Raw genomic sequence first — 19640 nt, 5'->3', positions numbered from 1 at the left:
CCCACATATATATGTGTACGCGAGCCCCTGACGCACCGCACAACTGCGTACGGATGCGTGCGTTTTCCCCCACGCGTACAATCCCGCGATTCCCCGCCCCACCCACGTTTTGGTCCATACCCAAGTGACACAGCCCATTCTTAGCCCCGAACTGCCCACCGGCGTCGAGCCTGCGCGCGCGCGCATCACCGCCAATTGGCTGCGCGACGAGACCGAAGCGGTCAACGACCTGCTCGCCCAGGCCACCCTTCCGCCCGTCGAGCGCGAAAAGGTGATCGACCTGGCTGCGGAGCTGGTGACCCGCGTGCGCGCCCGCGCCAAGGACCAGAGCGCGGTCGAATCCTTCATGCGCCAGTACGATCTTTCTTCGGAAGAAGGCGTGCTGCTGATGTGCGTGGCCGAAGCGCTGCTGCGCATTCCGGACAAGAGCACCGCGGACAAGCTGATCCGCGACAAGCTGGGCGATGCGAACTGGAAGAAGCATCTGGGCCAGAGCGAGTCCGTCTTCGTCAACATGTCGACCTGGGGCCTGATGCTCACCGGCAAGCTGGTGACGCTGTCGGAAGAAACCCGTCACGACTTCACCGGTGCGCTGCGTCGCCTGGTCGGTCGCGCGGGCGAGCCGGCCATTCGCCTGGCCGTGCGCCAGGCCATGCGCATCATGGGCCACCAGTTCGTGATGGGTCAGACCATTGGCGACGCGCTGGATCGCTGCGCGCAGAAGGAATACGCGATGTATCGCTATTCCTACGACATGCTGGGCGAATCGGCGCTCACCAGCGAAACCGCCGAGCGTTACCAGCAGGATTACCGCAGCGCCATCGCATCGATCGGCTCGCGCGGCCCGTTCGCCAACCACACCGATGCGCCGTCGATCTCGGTGAAGCTCTCCGCGCTGCATCCACGCTATGAAGTGGCCAAGCGCGAGATCGCACGTCGCGACCTCACCGCGAAGTTGCTTGAGCTGTCGCAGCTGGCGATGAAGCAGGGCATCGCGCTTTCCGTCGACGCGGAAGAAGCCGATCGCCTGGAACTCTCGCTGGACATCATCGGTGATGTGTTTGCGCATCCGTCGCTGGAAGGCTGGAACGGCCTCGGCATCGTGGTGCAGGCGTATGCCAAGCGCACGCCGTTCGTCATCGACTGGCTGATCGAAACCGCGCGTGCCACCGGCCGCCGCTGGTACGTGCGCCTGGTGAAGGGCGCGTACTGGGATGCGGAAGTGAAGCGCGCGCAGGAAAACGGCCTCAGCGGCTATCCGGTGTATACGCGCAAGCCGAACACCGACGTGTCGTACCTGGCCTGCGCACGCAAGCTGCTGGACGCGGGCGTCACGCTGATCTACCCGCAGTTCGCCACGCACAACGCGCACACCATCGCTGCCGTGCATCACATCGCGCAGGGCCGTCCGTACGAATACCAGCGCCTGCACGGCATGGGCACGGACCTCTACGCCGAAGTGATCGGCAAGCAGAACTTGAACGTACCGTGCCGCGTGTACGCACCGGTGGGCACGCATGAAGACCTGCTGCCTTACCTCGTGCGCCGCCTGCTCGAAAACGGCGCCAACACCAGCTTCGTCAACCGCGTGGTCGACGAATCGCTGCCGGTGCGCGAACTGGTCGCCGATCCGTGCGAGACCGTGCGCTCCTTTGCCTCCATCCCCCACCCGCGCATTCCGCTGCCGGTGAATCTCTACGGTGAACTTCGGAAGAACTCCATGGGCGTCAACTTCTCCAACGACAACGAACTGAAGGCCCTCGCCGAGGCAATCCACAGCAACAATGGCCCGTGGAACGCCGAGCCGCTGGTGCCGGGCGCCAAGAGCGCTGGCGCCACCGTGCAGGTGACCAACCCGGCCGACCGTCGCCAGGCCGTGGGCAGCTATGTCTCCGCCGACAGCGCCACCGTCGACAAGGCACTCGCCAACGCCGTGACCGCGCACCACGCATGGGATCGCCTGCCGGCCGCGAGCCGCGCCGCCATCCTTGAGCATGCTGCCGAACAGCTCGAAGCGCGTCGCGGTGAATTCATCGCGCTGTGCGTGCGCGAAGCGGGCAAGAGCCTGCCGGACGCCATCGCCGAAATCCGCGAGGCCGCCGACTTCCTGCGTTACTACGCCACCATGGCGCGTCGCCTGTTTGGCCACCCGGAACAGTTGCCGGGCCCGACCGGCGAGAGCAACCAGCTGTTCTTGAACGGCCGTGGCGTATTCGTCTGCATCAGCCCGTGGAACTTCCCGCTGGCGATCTTCCTTGGCCAGGTCAGCGCGGCGCTCGCCGCCGGCAACAGCGTGATCGCCAAGCCCGCCGAACAGACCAGCCTGATCGGCTACGTTGCGGTGAAGCTGCTGCACGAAGCCGGCGTTCCCGCCGACGTGCTGCAGTACCTGCCGGGTGCCGGCGCCACGGTGGGTGCCGCGCTGACGCGCGATCCGCGCGTGTCGGGCGTCGCGTGCACGGGTTCCACCGACACCGCCTGGGCGATCAACCGCGCGCTCGCCGCCCGCACCGCGCCCATCGCTGCGCTGATCGCCGAAACCGGCGGCCAGAACGCAATGATCGCCGACTCCTCCGCCCTGCCGGAGCAGATCGTCAAGGACGTGATTTCTTCGGCGTTCCAATCCGCCGGCCAGCGCTGCTCGGCTGCGCGCGTGCTGTTCGTGCAGGAAGACATCGCCGACAAGGTCAACGCGATGCTTGCCGGTGCCATGGCGGAACTGAAGGTCGGCGACCCGGGCCAGCTGTCCACTGACGTGGGGCCGGTGATCGACGAGGACGCCAAGAAGATCCTGGTCGACCACGCCGCACGCATGGACAAGGAAGCCAAGAAGATCGGCGAAGTGGTGCTCGATCCGGCCACCACCGGCAACGGCACGTTCTTCGCGCCGCGCGCTTATGAAATCCCGGGCCTGGCCACGCTGACCCGCGAGATCTTCGGCCCGGTGCTGCATGTGATCCGCTGGAAGGCCGACGAACTGCCGAAGGTGGTGGATCAGATCAACGCCACCGGCTATGGCCTGACGCTGGGCATCCACAGCCGCATCGACGACACGGTGGAGTTCATCCAGAGCCGCGCGCGCGTGGGCAACTGCTACGTCAACCGCAACCAGATCGGTGCCGTGGTCGGCGTGCAGCCGTTCGGCGGCGAAGGCCTGTCGGGCACGGGCCCCAAGGCCGGTGGCCCGCACTACCTGCTGCGTTTTGCCGGCGAGCGCACGCTCACCATCAACACCACCGCCGCTGGCGGCAACGCGTCGCTGCTCACCATCGGCGAGTAAGCGCATCCAAGGCCGGCGCACGCGCGCCGGCCTTCTCTCGACGGGAACCGGCATGCGCCACGCAGCACGACTCGCATCGATGTTTCTCCTCGCGATGCTCACGACATCGCTTCACGCGACACCCGCCCAGGATGACGAACAGCGTTTCATCGCCACCTTGCAGCTGGGCGCATCACCCGATGTGCATTACCTCGATGCCAACGGCAAGCCGCTGGATTACGCCGCGTTCGCGCAGCAACTGGGCCAGGGGCGCAACTACAGCAGCTCCGCGGACAGCGAGGCGAATGCCGCCATGCTGCGCCTGCGGCCGCCGGGCACCACGACAGGTACGGGGCGATTTTCGTTCGGCCGTGGAAGTGCCTTTCCGCCGTTCGAATTGCCTGCGCTGAAAGGCGACACGCTGCGTTCGGGTGATCTGCGTGGGCGCTACACACTGGTGAGTTTCTTCTTCGCCGAATGCGCACCATGCATCGCCGAAGTACCGGTACTCAACGCGTTCGCACACGCGCATGGCGACATGGGTTTCGTCGCCATCACCTATGAAGATGCCGATACAGCGCGCGCCTTCGTGAGCGACCGCGGCTTCACCTGGCCCGTGTTGCACGATGGACAGGCATTGATCGACACGCTGGGCGTGAACGTCTATCCCACATTGATGTTGATCGACCCTTCGGGCCGCGTCGCGGGCGCAGCGGTAGGCATGACCATGCGCAATGGGCAGGACAAGCAGTTTGCTGATCTTACGGGCTGGGTGAATCAGTGGAAGAAAGCCACTGAGCACCCCTGACGGCGACAGAACACGTGTAGGAGCGCACTTGTGCGCGACCGGAGATGACACGTGCACGCGGTCGCGCACAAGTGCGCTCCTACAAAAGATCGCTGCCTAGACAGGGCGCGGCGCTCGTGAGGCCAGAACTTCCAATACCTCGTCGACCACCGGACACTTCAGCAACAGCTCGCAATCGCGCTCGTAATTATTGAGCACGCGCCACGGCATCCCGCGCCCTTGTCGTGGAAGCACTGGCGCGCCGCGTTGCACATAGCCCGACGTAAGCGAACCCATGATGGATTCGTCCTGCCGCTCGTCCGCGGGCGCGCGCGGCGTGACCACTTCAGCACCTTGCTCACGCATATGCGCAAGCAAGCGGCACACATACTTGGCCGCGAGATCCGCCTTCAACGTCCACGGTGCATTGGTGTAGCCAAAGATGCAGGCGAAGTTGGGCGTGTCCTGCAGCAGCACGCCCTTGTAGGTGACGAGTTCACCCATGACGCGCGGCTGACCATCGACCTGCAGTTGCATGCCACCGAGCGTCTGCATGTCCAGGCCGGTCGCAGTGACGATGATGTCCGCCTGCAGTTCTTCACCGGAGATCAGCTGGATGCCCTGCTCCGTGAATGTCGCGATGTCGCCCGTGACCACCGACGCCTTGCCGCTGCGCATGGCAGCAAACAGATCGCCGTCGGGAACTACGCATAAACGCTGATCCCATGGCTGGTAGTCGGGCGTGAAGTGGCGCATGTCGGCATTCGGCCCCAGCTGTTTGTGCACACCCGAGAGCAGGAATGCGCGAACCTTGTCCGGCCACCGGCGCGCCGCCTTGTAGATGAGTCGAGTGAGAAAAATGTTTCGCCGCCGCGCCATGCGGAACACCAGGGATTTCGGCAGTACTTTCTCCAGGACGGCGGAGATCTTGTCGAAACGTGGCAGGGAAAGAATGTAGGTGGGCGAGCGCTGCAGCATGGTGACATGCGCTGCATCGCCAGCCATGGCCGGCACCAGCGTCACCGCGGTGGCACCGCTGCCGATGACCACCACACGCTTGTTGCGATAGTCGAGCCCCTGCGGCCATTGCTGTGGATGCACGCGCTGGCCGCGGAACCGATCCACGCCTGCAAACACCGGCAGATAACCTCGGTCGTAGTTGTAGTAACCGGTACACACGACAAGGAACCGACAGGTGAACACGCCGTTTTCGCCGTGCACTTCGTCGAACACATGCACGCGCCATTGCCGTTCCTCGCTCGACCAGGACGAGGAGACCACCTTCAATCCGTAGTGCACCTTGCCGTCCACGCCATACGCACGCGCGGTGTCGATGACGTATTCGCGAATGGCGTCACCATCGGCCATCACATCCAATGCGTGCCAAGGACGGAACGCATAGCCGAAGGTGAACATGTCCGAATCCGAACGCACACCGGGATAGCGGAACAGATCCCACGTGCCGCCGATGGAGCGGCGCCGTTCGATCAGCGCCACCTTCAGCTGCGGGTGGTCCATCGCCAGATGGCAAGCCATGCCGATACCGGACAGCCCCGCACCGATGATCAGCACATCGAAGGCGGGCGAAGCTTCCTGATCCATGCACGCGTCTCCGTGTGGCGTGGCCGTGAAACGCCAGCTTACGCCGTGCAAGGCTCAGTACGGCGTGGGTTCGATCAGTGCCTTTTCCGCCGAACATTGGGTGGCAGGCATGGACACGCCGCTGTCGCGATAGGCCTGCAGCTCATGCTTGGCGTCCGCGAGGCTGTCCTGGAACGCGGGCGACGCGTGCAGCACGGCCACCACCGACGCGCCGTTCATGGCACCCGCTTCGATGGCGCTCAGATTGTGCACGCCACACACCACGCGGCTGTCGGCGAAGGCGCGAGAGCGCAGCAGCAGGTCCGTGGCGCGATCCGGCGCCAGCTCGGCAAGCACCAGCCCCACCGCCCAGCCGCGCGTGGCATGGCCAGAGGGGTAGTCAAAGCTGTGCGCCAGCTGCAACGTGGACTGGCAGGTGGCGCCCTGATCGATGAGGAACGGCCGTTGTCGCTGGTTGGCCTTCTTGGCCGGGCCGGTAGAAGCATCGGCAGCGTTGCTGGTGGCATCGACCAGGGCTGCCAGCCTGGGCAGCTTCGTGGCATCGAGCGGCACGCCCATGGCGCAGCTGAAATCGCCCATCAGCTTGGGGGTGGCGTAGTCCACGTCCTGCTGGGCCAGCGTCCAGCGCGGCGAATCCTGCAGCTTGCGCGTGGCGAGAAACACCTGGCGATCGGCCTCGTACCGCGGCGTGCCGACCTTGGGCGCGGCCGGCAGCAGTTCGGCCGTCTGCAGCGAGGTGGCGACCGACCGCGCGCTGGCAGGCGACAGCGCAGCCGGCGGGGTGTGCACGGGCGCGCAGGCCGCCAGGGCCAGCAGGCAGGGAAACAAGGCGTATCGGCAGCGGACCGGCAAGGCGTTCATCGACATTCTCCCCGGGAAACGGCGGCGGCCTTGTGCATTGCATAAGGCGAAGGACCGTAGGCCATGATATAGATCAAGGGACCTCGCCGGGCCAACCGGCGCTCTCAGGGGGTGGGAGCTTGAGTTCGATGATGTCCGCAGCCGTCAATCCGGCCACCGATGAAGCCGCGACCGCGTTCTCCAACGCGGATGCGCGCTACACCGTGGCCGAAACGCCGCCGAACATCCTCGTGCACCTCACCCAGCTGGCCCTCTCGCGCGGGTTGCGCTGCGACGGCTGGTTCGCCGGCTCAGGCCTCACCCGGGAACAACTGAACGACCCGACCCTGCGCGTGTCCTACCGGCAGGCGCATTCCGTGATTCGGCGCGCACTGCAGGCCACCGGTGAACCCGGCCTCGGCCTGGCCGTGGGGCGCGCCGAAACGCTCGGCAGCTTCGGGTTGCTGGGCCTGGCCATGATGACCTCCGCCACGTTTGGCGATGCCATGAAGGTAGGCATCGCCCATCACCGTGTGAGCGGCAGCCTGGTCGACGTGAGCTTCGAGATTGTCGGCCCGCGCGAAGTGGCGCTGGCCGTGTGGCCACGCTTCAACGATGCGCCGCTGCTGCCGTTCCTGTGCGAGGAATTGTTCGCCAGCTCGCTGGCCATCGCGCGGGAGCTGGCGGGCAAGGGCTTCCGCCCGATACGCCTCGAACTGACCTACGCACGGCCCGCCCACGCCAGGGAATACGAGGATTTCTTCCAGTGCGAGCTGTTGTTCGGCGCGCGCCACAACCGCGTGATCATCGACGCGCAGTGGCTGGAACATCCGCTGCCCACGCACAACCCGCTTACCGCGCAACAGGCGTTGGCGCTGTGCACGCAGCAGCATGACGTGGAAGGCCCGCAGCAGGAAATCGTCGCCTCGGTAGAACGCTTGCTGCGCAGTCACCTGCGCAACCAGCCGCGACTACCCGACGTGGCGCGCATGCTCAACATGAGCGAACGCTCGCTCCGTCGTCGCCTGGCCGAAGGCGGCCGTGTGTTCCGCGAAATCCACGACCGCGTGCGCGCCGAGCGTGCGCTTGAACTGCTCCATGGTGGCACGCTCAGCGTGGCCGAAATCGGCCTGGAAATCGGTTTTTCCGATCCCCGCGAATTCCGCCGCGCCTTCAAGCGATGGACTGGCATGCCACCACGCAGCGCGCGCCAGCACGCAGCCTGAAACATCGAAGGCCCCATGTCGGGGCCTTCTTTTCTATGGGTCCGTCGAACATGGGCTCGTGGTTGCCCACCCAATTCGTTCGGCTAGCGATGATCAGCCCTCTGCGCTCGTGTCGCCATATGGGCTCGGAGACAAATGACCTACGCCGTTCATGACTGCGGCGACGGGAATGTCCAGGAGCCGTTGAGTATCTCAGCCCGCGGCCGATAGAGCCGCACGGTGTAGTTCCAGCCGGGCATGATGGGAAGGCAGTTCGGGATCTTGCCGTCGCAACCGCCGAACTGCACGACTATCGCACCGTCGGCGTTTTGTTTGGCGGTGATGTTATTGAGCGTGTACGCGTTCAAGCTGTTCTTCTGGAAATAGCCCGCCGCGTTGTAGACGCTGATGGACCAGAAGGCGTCAACGGGTACGTCTTTTACCGTGAGATGGTAGATCGTCTTGCCATCGTTCTTCGGCGGAGTCACGCCGATATAGGTCGCGTCCTTGTCGGGGTTACCGCCCCAACCGGCCGCCGTGCCCAGCAAGTGTGCAATCGGGTCGACTTCGCCCTTCTGGCCGAACGCATTCTTGAAGCCGTTCGTCGAAGCGGCAAGCACGAGGAGCGCGTCGCGGATCTTCTTCTGGCTAACCGGATCCCAGTGGGGAAGATCGAGCGTGCCGTGGCTGGCCTGACTGACCTTGATGGCATCCTGCAAGGCGTGGACGGCGTTCAGATCCTTGGGATCGTTGGGGTCCACCAGCGTACGAATGGCTACCGCCATGTAGCGCGTACCCACCTTCGCCTTGTCGAACGTATAGCTCCCGCCCCCGTAAACCACGGCAGGCACATAGTGGTCTTCATTGATGATCTGCATGGACATGAAGCGCTTGCCGGCGTCAGGCAAGGTGATGGTCACCGGGCCCGCATCCAGGTCGAATACCCCGGACGAATAGAGCGTGTCGCGGTTGAGCCGGATGACATCCTGCTTGTCGATGGCGGCAGGCTCACGTTCCGAATGAATGGTGCCCAAGCCGCCGCGCTTGACGATGGATGCAAGGTACATGTCCGTTTCGGCGCGGGCGAAGTTGTTGACCGTCACGGGAACGACGTCAGTGGATGCGGTTTTTGCCTGCGCACACGCAATGCTCAACAGGACGGTGACGAGCGCGGCGCTAAAGATCGATTGACGCATGCTGATTTCCTCCGCAAAAACGTTTCGACTGACGGGGTGGAAGCGATGCCGGCACCTGGAGAAACAGGAACCCGGCTTGCCGACGACTCGAACGAACATGTCGCACTGAAGACGGAAAACAACCGCCCTATCTCGATCAGGGAACCTTGGTCATCTCCGGTCGTATCCAGGTTCGATGGATCACTGCGTCACCCGGATCGTAGTTGCGAAACATGGCGTAGAACGGCCCATCGGGTGCAGGCAACCAGTTGCTCTCCTTGTCTTTCCCCGGGGACGCGTGCTGGATATAGAGCGTGATCCCGCCATCAGCGTCCCGCCTGATGCTCGGCAGCATGGGGGAATTGATCAGATACCGATGGATGGGATTGTCGACCAGCAGCTGGCTTTTGCCGTCGTACATGGTCAGCGACCAGAATGCCTTGGTTGGTGGCAATGCGCCCTTCGCAAAATGCAGGACGTAGGCATGCTTCGAAGCGTCCAGCGGTTGATTGTCCGCGTCCACGAAATAAGCCGAGTAATCCGCTTCACTACCCGAGTTGCCGAAGATGCCCATCTTGGCGCCGACATACCGATACAGGTAGTTGTTCTTGAGGAAGGCACGCGAGCCGAAGAGGTCTGCGCTGCTGATCTGCTTCGTATTGATCTTGGTTTTCTTGAAATCCTCGACTTCCGCATTCGCGTCCTTGATGCCATCGGTCAGCGCGCGGCGCATATCCGGCGAAAGCTTGTCGGCGTCGAAGGGTTTGCCAGGGCCGATACCGATCTTGGCGAACCTGGCTCGCAGCGCCACTTCGGACGGCTGGACGGGCGCGAATTGCAACAGGAAATTGAGGTAGGAGAAGAAACCAAGGTCATTCGCCCGGGTTTCATCGTAGGGCGGATAGTCAATCCTGGGTGCCGCTGCCGGCGGCGGTTTTTTTAAGAAGGCGCTCAACGGCTGAACGATGTACTCCGACTGCAGCTTGCGTACAGCGTCGATATCCTTGTCGTTGAAGAGCTGCGTGCGATAAATGCCGTAGGCGATATCGGTTTCGGAGCGAAATACCTGCTTGATGCCCGGAGGCGTCGCGCCTTTCCAGTCCGGACCGGCAACCATGTAGTTTCCGCCCTCCTTTCCGGTGGTTCCCGCGCTGATGTAATTGAAGTTCTGCGTGTACAGATCAATCAGCTGGACGGAAAAGTAGCGGTCTTTGGCAATCCGCGGAATGGTGAGAACCAGCGGCTCCGCGCGCAAGTCCATCCATATCATCGAGTACGGCGTGTCTGAATTGGGAGTGACAATCGCCGTGTCGCTGGCGGTGAATACGTTGGCCGAGCTGCCCAGCTGATTTATCGGAGCACGATAGTTGGAACCGCTCTTGTCGATGGCCTGCGCATAGAGCGTCTTGTACGACTCCACCATGGGAAAGCCCCATACGTAGGCCTCTTTAGCGATCGCCCGCGCTTCGGTGGGCGTGACTGTGCTCTGTTCGCCGTCCGCCATGGCGAGTGGCGATGCAAAGACAGCTGCAGCAAAGACCAGGAATACCTTTAATCGACGCAACATATGCTTGCTCCGAATAAGACCGCGGCCAGCCGTGATACCACCCAATGGTCATACGCCCCGGATTTGCGCAGCCTGGCGCCAAGATCAGCGCTGCCAGCGGGAACGTTCGACGTGGAAAGCTTCCGCATGACGACAATCAGCGACAAGCGCAGATTTACCGGGTGACATATACGTAGAATTACTCAAGCGCCATGGGCTGTCCGATCACGCCCACCACTGGCTTGCACCATGGATGCAAGCGTCATTGGCATCGCACTCACGATAAAGCCCACCGATGCAGGCCACGTGCTCCATCAATGGTCCATGCGCTTCAGGCGATGAAATGAATGCTTGGATTCAAGTGAGGCATGGCCCCACTCGGTTGCCCGGGCGCGCTCATGACGCAAGAGTCAGTGACACAAGGTACGACCTACCTAAGGACGTCGGCATGGCGAAGCACCACACCACGAAGCTCCTGACCATTGTGGACCTGCAGTATTTGCATGATGTTGTACTTGTGCGATTCGACGGTCCGCGTACTTAAATCAAGTATTTTCGCTATTTCCTTGGCCTTGTGGCCCTTCAACAGGTAGCGGACCACCTGCTTCTGGCGTGCCGTCAAATGAAATCCGCATGCATCGGGGCTTCTTCGCCGGGAATCCTTTGCGGTAGCTGCGACGTAACGTCTTCCAGCCAACGCCTCGTCAATGGCTTTCACCAGCTCACGCGCATCACTGCTTTTCGAGACGAGTGCCGACGCGCCTTCGCATACGGCGTCCTGCGCTTCGCCGATCCAGACTGCGCCCGATACGAAGATGACGGCTGTCGATGGCGCCTCTCTTTGCATGAACCCCAGAAGTTCGGACTCGGTCAGGTCGGGTAATGCGGTATCGGCTATCAAGACGGACGGTTTGTGCTGCTTTACTGCGGCAATGAGGTCCACGCCCGTGGAAACCAGCGCCGCTACCGTGGCGCGCCGACTGGCCGCCCAGGAAAGGCATTCGCCGACAAGTCGGTTGGGATCAGCTATGACAATCGCAGGAGGTAATCCCATGATGCGCTCCGTTATCGTCTCGGCAGCGGACGGCTGCGGTACGTCGGTGCCAGAAAGCTAGCGGGGTGGAACCGCGATCCTGGCCATGTCCTTCCATCCCGGCGCGCGTTGCGCATTCATGGGTGGCCCCGCATCAGCATCTGGACGGCGCTCTCGGCCCCTTGAAGGTCGTTCCGATCCAGAAAGGCATTGACCAGCCTGGCGAGAAAATCGCCATGCCCGAAGGGTGACTGGGCCTGCTTGCTCCGAATCAGAACGGGCGGTGGCGTCAAACAGGCCGCAACGCGCTCGTCCATCGCCAGCGCCTGTCGAAGCAGATCGAACTGGCGTTCGGGAGAGGAAGTCGATACCGCCTCGTCGATCAGTTCGTCGCGCCGCCGTAGATAGGCACCCGCGTCAGGGGGACAATCAGGAATTCGAGGGGCGTCGTCCAGGAAAGTGGCGCTGTGCGGGATGTGATTCGCGCACATGCGATCAACCATGTCGGTGTCCAACCCGCTCGTTACTGCCGCTTCAACGTGAGCATGGGGTTTCATGAATTCAGTGCTTCGCCCCTTGTTTCCCTGGCCCAACGCTACGGCGCCGCGCCTTCCAGGCGCTACGCAAAAATTACCTAAGACATTGGCGTAGCCAGGGGGAGGCGGCCGATCCCGAGGATGGTCCGTCAGGCGGAGGCGGGTTACTTCAGATGCGAAGCACGTCGCGGGCTCAGTGCCGGGGCTTCTTGATGCGCCAGGATGCGAACTTGGGCATCCCCATTTGCTTCAGCTTGTAGATCAACTCCACGCTGGTGTGGGCGTCGAACCGTTGCATGAGGATACGCTTGGTGGCCTCTATGGTTCGCACCGACAGCCCCAGGTTTTGCGCTATCTCCTTGGCCGTTCGTCCCTGTTCCATCTCCGCAATGACCAGCAACTGCGCGCCGGATAGATGCGTACCTGCTTCCCTGCCGACGGCCAACGCGCTGGCTTTGATGGCGGGGTCGATATAACGGCCTCCAGAAAGCACGATGCGCACGGCATCAAGCAGTGTGGCCAGGGGCGTGCTCTTCAGCACGTAGCCGCTGGCACCGAACTCAAGCGCACGTCGGGCGAGAAAGGGTTCGTCATGGGCGGTGAGAAAAAGGAAGGGCACCGTGAGCCCCGCTTTCCGCGCTGCATGCAGCGCCTCGATGCCATCGACCACCGGCAGTTCCAGATCACAGACGACGACCGATACGCCAGGCGCGGCCAGGAGGACTTCCATCATTCCTGCGGCGGACGCCACGCACGTGACTTTTCCAAAGTGCTCGCGCAGGACGGACGCCATGCTTTCCGCCAGCACGCGGTGATCGTCCACGAGAAGAACGTGCCTTTCTTCAAGCGCTTCGGGGGTTTCGCCAGAAACATTCACGCTGCCTCTCCCGAAGTTGCAACGCACGGACGGCGGGTTCTATAACTTTGCCAAAGCGACGCCGCCTGGTCTGTCAACAGGACGAACATGACGCCCCAACGATTTGCTGACGCGAACGAAGAACGCACGGCCCATCCGGCCGTACTTCGCCGCTGGATCACTATAGCGCTCATCGGCGTTGCGCTAGGGTTCGTTACTCACGGGCTCACCGTCCTGCTGCTGTTCAAACCAGCGGAAACCAGCACGATCTGGCTACCTGGCGGTCTGTTTTTGACAGCTTGTCTAAGACTGCCCGGGCGGCAGTGGCTACCCCTGGGTCTCGGGATGGGGATCGGCGGCACCGTGGTGGTCATGCAACTGATCCCGGTCAGCTTCCTGATCAGCATGGCAGCCTACGCGGTAGGCTTTGTGCTGGTGGCGGTGGTCGCCTGGTGCCTGATTCCTTTCCAGGACGCGTTGTTTTCAGATCTTCGCGCCCTGCTCGTCTTTTTCCTCGTCGCGGTGGTTGCACTGCCCGCCACGACGGCATTCACGACAGCGTACTTTGGGGACATCTCCGGCGTGCGTCCGGGAATACTTCATACCTGGGCATCGCTGGCACCGGGGCACGCGATGGGGGTCCTGATTGAAACACCCTTGCTGCTTTCGCTCTGGCCCGCATCGACGCTCTCGCACAAGGCCTGGGAGCGACCGGTGGAAACGGCTGCCCTCTTTGGCATTCTCGCCGCGCTGCTGCTTGCCTTGTGGTTCTCCCTGCCGAACAACCAGAGCAAGATGCCGATCCTGCTATTCGCTCCTGCCCCGCTTCTTGTGGCCATTTCGGTCCGGCTCGGGGTGGCGGGTGCGTCAATTGCGCTGGTGTTTGCATCCGTTCCCGCGGCCATCCTGGCCATCTACAACCCGCAAAGCGCGAGCGCATGGACCGGACAGCCGGGCGCGCACCTCATACAGTGCTGGGCGCTGGGCATGGGGCTGCTCTGTTACGTCGCCGCCACGCAAAGTCGTCAACGCTCCCAGCTGAAGACCAGGATTGATGAAGATGTTCACCGGCTAAGGCATCTGGCAGTTCGGCTGTCCGACACGGAATTCAACGAACGCCGGCGACTCTCACAAGAGTTGCACGATGGTGTGAGCCAGCAGATTGCCGTCATTGCGAATGCGATGACATTGATGTCGCAAAACGCCACTGACGCGTCGCGAGAGGAGATCATCCGCATCAAGCAACATCTCGACACCCTGGTCGTTGATGTTCGGCGCGTTTCCCATGGCCTTCAGCCGGTCATGCTCGAACGCCTGGGATTTCGCGCAAGCCTTGAATCACTGGTCTATCTGTTGCCACCCGAGGGACCAAGCGTCGTTCGGTTGCGAGCCGAGCCTGACTACAGGGAGCCCACCGGTGAGACAGCGCTCCACCTGTATCGCATCGTCCAGGAGTCGCTCAACAACGCGATCAAGCACGCACAGGCCGAGCTGATTGAAGTGACATGCCAGTCGTCGGCCGAAGGCCTGGTGATCGAAGTCACCGACAACGGACGTGGCTTTGACGCAGAGCGCCACGTCGATCAGGACGGCATCGGGTTATTGACGATGAGGGAGCGGGCTTCATCCATGGGTGCCGTGCTGACCATAAAGTCCGCGCCGGGCGTCGGAACGTTGATCCGGGTGGTTGTGCCCGCCTGAGCAAGAGGGCGAGCATCAGGGTGCCCCGCCTACCGCGCGCGATTTCAAACGATCGTCACACTGGCCGATTTGCCCCCCTTCGATGCACGTTCTGCCCTCCCTTGTGCACCGCGGTTTCCGAGACAGTGAGATGTCACGCAGATCGTCGCTTCTGGGGAGTAAGCCACCATGCGCAAGAAACTCATCTATCTCGCCCTTGCCGCGCCGCTGGCGCTGGCCGCCTGCAATCACGACGCACCGCCCGCCCAGAGCAATGACGACGCCTCGTTCGAAGCCAAGCTGCAGCAGCAGTTGCTGGACGCCAAGCCGGGCACCGTCATCGACATTCCGGCGGGCCACTATCACCTTACCCGCGGCCTGAGCCTGCGCACCGATGGCGTGACCATCAAGGGTGCCGGCATGGACAAGACGGTGCTCTCGTTCAAGGGGCAGGTCGTGGGCCCCGAGGGCCTGCTGGTGAACGCGAACGACTTCACCATCGAGAACCTCGCGCTGGAAGACACCAAGGGCGACTCGCTCAAGATCAACCAGGGCAGGAACATCACCATTCGCGGCGTGCGCGTGGAATGGACCGGCGGTCCCAAGACCACCAACGGTGCGTACGGCCTGTATCCGGTGAAGACGCAGAACGTGCTGGTGGAAGACTCCGTGGTGATCGGCGCGTCGGACGCCGGCATCTACGTGGGTCAGTCCAACAACATCGTGGTTCGCCGCAACCGTGCCGAATACAACGTGGCCGGCATCGAGATCGAGAACTCGGTGAATGCCGACGTGTTCGATAACACCGCCACCAACAACACCGGCGGCATCCTGGTGTTCAACATGCCCAACCTCTCGCAAGCGGGTCACAGCACACGCGTGTTCAAGAACAAGGTGTTCGGCAACAACACCGACAACTTCGCCGCCAAGGGCGCCGCCGTGGCCAGCGTGCCGCGCGGTTCGGGCGTGGTGGTGAACTCCAACGACAAGGTGGAGATCTTCGACAACGACATCGCCGACAACCAGACGGCGAACGTGATCATTTCCAGCTATTTCTCCACCAACTACTACAACACCAAGGGCGTCGCGGCCGACTACAACCCGTATCCCAAGGGCATCTTCATCTATGACAACCGCTTCAAGGGCGGCGGCGATTCGCCGGATGGCCTGAAGCTGAAGACGCTGAAGACGGCGGTGTTCGGGCTGAGCGGCAAATTCCCGGACATCCTGTGGGACGGCTACGTCAACGAGAAGACCCTGGTGAACGGCCTGCCGCCTGCCGAAGACCGCTTCTGCATCCAGAACGGCGACGTGGGCGTGATCAATGCCGATGGCCCGCACGACTACAAGAATCCCAGCACCGACACCAAGCCGTACCAGTGCACGCTGCCGAAGCTGCCGCCGGTTGTGCTCGATCCGGAACCGAAGGCCTGAGGTAGTACCGATGATGAAGTGGTTCGCGCGTGCCAGCGTCTTGCTGGCACTGATGCTGGTTGCCGGCTGCCACCGCGATCTCGATCCGGTGGCCTTCCAGGCCGATGGCCGGCCACAAAAACTCAGCGACTGGCACGTGGTGGAAGTGCGTGACGGCAAGCTGGTGCTCAACCAGGGCGTGGTGCCGTACGACCTCAACACGCCGTTGTTCACCGACTATGCGCACAAGCTGCGCACGATCTGGATGCCCAAGGGGGTGTCGGCGAAGTACAACCCGACTGACACCTTCGATTTCCCGGTCGGCACCATCATCAGCAAGACTTTCTATTACCCGCGCACGGCGGATGGAAAGTTCAGCGACGTGGCGCGTACGTACGACACGTCGAAGGACTTCGCCGGCGAAGGCCTGGATCTCTCGCATGTGCACCTGATCGAAACGCGCATCCTCGTGCATCGCGAATCGGGCTGGGCAGCCATTCCCTATGTGTGGAAGGACGACCAGAGCGACGCGATGCTGGCGCGTACCGGCGCGGTGATTCCGCTTACGCTCGTGGCCGACAGCGACGCACGCGAAGATTTCAACTACGTCGTTCCCGACGAAAGCCAGTGCTCCAGCTGCCACGCGCAGGATTGGGTGACGCGCAAGATCCACCCCATCGGCCCGAAGGCTCGTCATCTCAATCGCGACTATCACTACGCGGAGAGTGACGAGAACCAGCTGGAACACCTGATGAAGGTGGGCTACCTCACCGGCGCACCAGCACCGAACGAAGCGCCACGGAACGCAAACTTCATGGATGAGCACGCCTCGCTCGATGCGCGCGCGCGTGCTTATCTCGACATCAACTGCGGGCACTGTCACAACCCGAAGGGAGCGGCCAACACCACCGCCCTGACGCTGGATGTCACAGCACCCGAAGACCGCCATCTCGGCATCTGCAAGCCGCCGGTCGCGGCGGGACGTGGCACGGGCGATCATCTGTTCGATATCGTTCCGGGCCAGCCCGACGACTCCATCCTGCCGTACCGGATGGACTCGGCCGATCCGGGCGTGATGATGCCGGAACTGGGCCGAAGCACAGTGCATCGCGAAGGCGTGGCGCTGATCAAGGCATGGATTGCGGCGCAGTCGGGGGGCTGCGTCGCGATTCATTAAAGCAACACGCCGCGGCCCTCTGGGGCCGCGGCTTTTTCACATTCGAGGGGAGAAACTGCTGATGAAGATCCGTCCGCGTCCGTTGTCCGTTTGCCTGCATCGACTGCTGCTCGGCAGCACCGTGATGCTTGGCGCGCTACCCACCGTTGGCTGGGCCAGCGATGCCGCACCGACACCGCCGCAGGACACCAGCGGTTCGCAGGCCGGCAACACCAACGCCGATCCCGAAAAGGCCAAGCTGCTCGGCAATATCACCGTGACGGCGCAGAGCCGCACGCAGGAAGTGCAGTCGGTGCCGATTCCGGTGCAGATCGTGACCGCCAAGGAGATCAACACGCTGGCGGCGACGGATCTCAGCAAGATGGACATTTTCGTGCCGGGCCTGGTGATCGATGCCAGCCAGCCCACGCAGCCCACCTATGAATTGCGCGGCATCTCCACCAGCAACTTCGGCATCGGCACGGAGTCCGCGGTGGGCGTGTACGTCAATGGCGTCTACGCCGCACGTTCGGGCGGCTCGCTGCTCGCGTTCAACGACATCGCGCGCATCGAAGTGCTGAAGGGACCGCAAGGCACGCTGTTCGGTCGCAACGCGGCAGCAGGCGCCATCTCCATCGTCACCAACGAGCCTACCGACAAGTTCGAAGGCGATGCGCGCGTGCGTATCGGCAACGACGGCCGCAAGTACGTCGATGCGCTGGTGAACATTCCGATCAACAAGGACATGGCGCTGCGCCTGAGCGTGCTGGACAACCAGAGCGACGGCTGGATCAAGGACGCCGCCACCGGCAAGGAGTACGGCGGCGACAACGATTGGGGCACGCGCGCCGTGTTCCGCTGGAACATGACCGACAACACCCGCATGCTGGTGTCGTGGGATCACGAGAAGCTCAACCAGACGCCCTCGCCGGCCATCGGCCTGGTGCCGCTGTCGAGCGACACGAATGAACGCGCACCGTATCCGCCCGATCCATCCACCTATCTCAATCCGCTGCATGCACCGCTCTACAACGATGCCATCGGCGCGCGGGAGTCGCGTCGCTTCGACGGCGTCACGGTGCAGATCGATCATTCCTTCGGCTGGGGCGATCTCTCCTCCACTACCGCATGGCGTGGTTTCGATACGTTCAACCTCGGCGACTACGACGGCACCAATCACGTCGTGACGTATCTCGACACGGCGAACATCGAGCACAACAACAGCTGGTATCAGGAGTTCAAGCTCTCGGGCAACAACGACCTGATGGACTGGGTGGCCGGCGTCAGCTACTACCAGGAGCAGGCGCGCCAGACCAGCGTGACGGACATCAACACCAACAGCCTCGACACGCTGGCGAACAACGTGGAAGGCGCCGGCACGCCGCTCACCGACATCAGCAACATGCTGGCCGCGGCCGGCCTGCCGTTCTCGCTGCTGGGTGATCCGTGGAAGGAAGCCATCAGCAACGATGGCAACTTCAAGGCGTATGCCGCGTTCGGCGACGTGATCTGGCACGTGAGCGACAAGTTCGACATCACCACGGGCCTGCGCTACACGCGCGACGAGAAGGACTTCAGCTGGTACAACATGCCGCGCAGCGCGCCGGCGTTCGATGCCACGGTGGCCGGCCTTTATGGCCTGGGCATTCTTCCGCCCGGCACGCTGGATGCGTACAGCAGCAACTTCATCTTCCCGCAGGCCGTGGGCCAGACCGTCAACGCCAGCAACACCTGGAACAACTTCAGCCCGCGCCTGGTCGCCAGCTACAAGTTCACGCCGGACGTGATGGCCTACGCCTCCATCACCAAGGGCTACAAGGCCGGTGGCTACAACAGCGTGCAGGTGGGCTCCACGTTCCAGCCGGAAAAGGTGATCAACTACGAAGCAGGCATCAAGACCCTTTTTCCTGATCAAAACCTTCTGCTGAACGGCTCGGTGTATTACTACCGCTACGACAACATCCAGACGCTGGCTCTGGACCCCAACAGCGGCACGGGCATTCCCATCTACATTGTCAACAGCAGCGACCAGGAAGCGAAGGGTGCCGAACTGGAAGCGCAGTGGGCGCCGATCGACGGCTTCCGCGTGAACTTCATGGGTGCATACATCAACTCCACCTATCGCTCCGCCACCGCGCCGGACGGCACCGATCTGAGCGGCCAGCCCACCGGCGCGCCGTACTTCTCCGGTGCCTTGTCGCTGTCCTACACTGTGCATGGCGTGGCCAACGGCGACCTGGAGTTCGACCTGTCGCAGGCGTATCGCGGTGCCACGCGCTGCAATTCCGATTCGCAGGTGCAAGGCGAATGCGACATCAGCCCGAATTTCAAGGTCGGCACCAGCCAGCAGCGCACGGATGCACGCATCGATTGGCATGCGCCGGGCGATCGCTGGGGTGTGGCCCTGTACGGCAACAACGTGTTCAACAAGCGCTACATCACGGGCGTCAACAACATCAGCACGTCGGTGTTCGGCACGCCGTTCGCCACCATCACGCCGCCGCGCATGTGGGGCCTGGAACTGCGCGCGAAGTTCTAATTGTGAGGCTGTC

At 62.7% G+C, this 19640-nt stretch carries 14 protein-coding genes; 7 read left to right on the top strand and 7 right to left on the bottom strand.

The features are described 5' to 3' along the window. The first annotated feature begins 124 nt into the window (after nt 1-124). Both putA and DK366_RS00555 read left to right on the top strand, forming a co-directional pair. Nucleotides 125-3280 carry a bifunctional proline dehydrogenase/L-glutamate gamma-semialdehyde dehydrogenase PutA gene (gene putA / locus DK366_RS00560; RefSeq protein WP_109123571.1) on the top strand — a complete coding sequence of 1052 codons (3156 nt, stop codon included), beginning with the start codon at nt 125-127 and terminating at the stop codon, nt 3278-3280. A gap of 52 nt (nt 3281-3332) precedes the next feature. After that, nucleotides 3333-4067 carry a TlpA disulfide reductase family protein gene (locus DK366_RS00555; RefSeq protein ID WP_109123570.1) on the top strand — a complete coding sequence of 245 codons (735 nt, stop codon included), beginning with the start codon at nt 3333-3335 and terminating at the stop codon, nt 4065-4067. Between the two features lie 96 nt (nt 4068-4163). Here the strand turns inward: DK366_RS00555 and DK366_RS00550 are convergent, their stop codons facing one another. Then, entirely contained in the window at nt 4164-5648 is a 1485-nt protein-coding gene (locus DK366_RS00550; protein WP_109123569.1) for an NAD(P)/FAD-dependent oxidoreductase, read from the bottom strand. Nucleotides 5649-5702: 54 nt separating this feature from the next. Next, on the bottom strand, nt 5703-6509 hold the full coding sequence (locus DK366_RS00545) for a phosphatase PAP2 family protein (protein WP_157956413.1): 807 nt from the start codon (nt 6507-6509) through the stop codon (nt 5703-5705). 128 nt (nt 6510-6637) lie between these two features. Between DK366_RS00545 and DK366_RS00540 the strand changes: the two genes are divergently transcribed. Continuing rightward, complete coding sequence (locus DK366_RS00540) at nt 6638-7714, top strand: AraC family transcriptional regulator (RefSeq protein WP_109123567.1); 1077 nt, start codon at nt 6638-6640, stop codon at nt 7712-7714. A 149-nt stretch (nt 7715-7863) separates the two neighbouring features. Here the strand turns inward: DK366_RS00540 and DK366_RS00535 are convergent, their stop codons facing one another. From DK366_RS00535 to DK366_RS00515, 5 genes are all read right to left on the bottom strand, one after another. After that, nucleotides 7864-8889 (bottom strand): DUF1254 domain-containing protein, encoded by a 1026-nt coding sequence (locus DK366_RS00535; protein WP_109123566.1) that lies wholly within the window; start codon nt 8887-8889, stop codon nt 7864-7866. Nucleotides 8890-9025: 136 nt separating this feature from the next. Then, nucleotides 9026-10480 carry a DUF1254 domain-containing protein gene (locus DK366_RS00530; RefSeq protein WP_198651372.1) on the bottom strand — a complete coding sequence of 485 codons (1455 nt, stop codon included), beginning with the start codon at nt 10478-10480 and terminating at the stop codon, nt 9026-9028. 364 nt (nt 10481-10844) lie between these two features. Continuing rightward, entirely contained in the window at nt 10845-11468 is a 624-nt protein-coding gene (locus tag DK366_RS00525) for a response regulator transcription factor (protein WP_109123564.1), read from the bottom strand. Nucleotides 11469-11584: 116 nt separating this feature from the next. Further along, nucleotides 11585-11950: a hypothetical protein gene (locus DK366_RS00520; protein ID WP_157956412.1), complete on the bottom strand. Its 366-nt coding sequence runs from the start codon at nt 11948-11950 to the stop codon at nt 11585-11587. A gap of 226 nt (nt 11951-12176) precedes the next feature. Next, a complete protein-coding gene (locus DK366_RS00515) occupies nt 12177-12860 on the bottom strand; it encodes a response regulator transcription factor (protein WP_157956411.1) in 684 nt (227 codons plus the stop codon). An 87-nt stretch (nt 12861-12947) separates the two neighbouring features. Here DK366_RS00515 and DK366_RS00510 point away from each other — a divergent pair, with 87 nt between their 5' ends. The 4 genes from DK366_RS00510 to DK366_RS00495 all read left to right on the top strand — a co-directional run bounded on the left by DK366_RS00510 (nt 12948) and on the right by DK366_RS00495 (nt 19627). Next, nucleotides 12948-14540, top strand: coding sequence for an ATP-binding protein (locus DK366_RS00510; protein WP_109123561.1), 1593 nt, complete (start codon nt 12948-12950; stop codon nt 14538-14540). A gap of 168 nt (nt 14541-14708) precedes the next feature. Further along, nucleotides 14709-15953 carry a parallel beta-helix domain-containing protein gene (locus DK366_RS00505; RefSeq protein WP_109123560.1) on the top strand — a complete coding sequence of 415 codons (1245 nt, stop codon included), beginning with the start codon at nt 14709-14711 and terminating at the stop codon, nt 15951-15953. Between the two features lie 10 nt (nt 15954-15963). Continuing rightward, nucleotides 15964-17109, top strand: a complete 1146-nt coding sequence (locus DK366_RS00500; RefSeq protein WP_232820856.1) for an SO2930 family diheme c-type cytochrome — start codon at nt 15964-15966, stop codon at nt 17107-17109. A 61-nt stretch (nt 17110-17170) separates the two neighbouring features. After that, nucleotides 17171-19627, top strand: a complete 2457-nt coding sequence (locus tag DK366_RS00495) for a TonB-dependent receptor (protein ID WP_109123559.1) — start codon at nt 17171-17173, stop codon at nt 19625-19627. Nucleotides 19628-19640 lie beyond the last annotated feature (13 nt).

Origin of the sequence: Dyella sp. C11, from assembly GCF_003121485.1 — a bacterium.
Taxonomy (GTDB): Bacteria; Pseudomonadota; Gammaproteobacteria; order Xanthomonadales; family Rhodanobacteraceae; genus Dyella.
The sequence above is the reverse complement of the archived record's forward strand: the minus strand, read 5'-3'. Positions and strand labels throughout refer to the sequence as shown.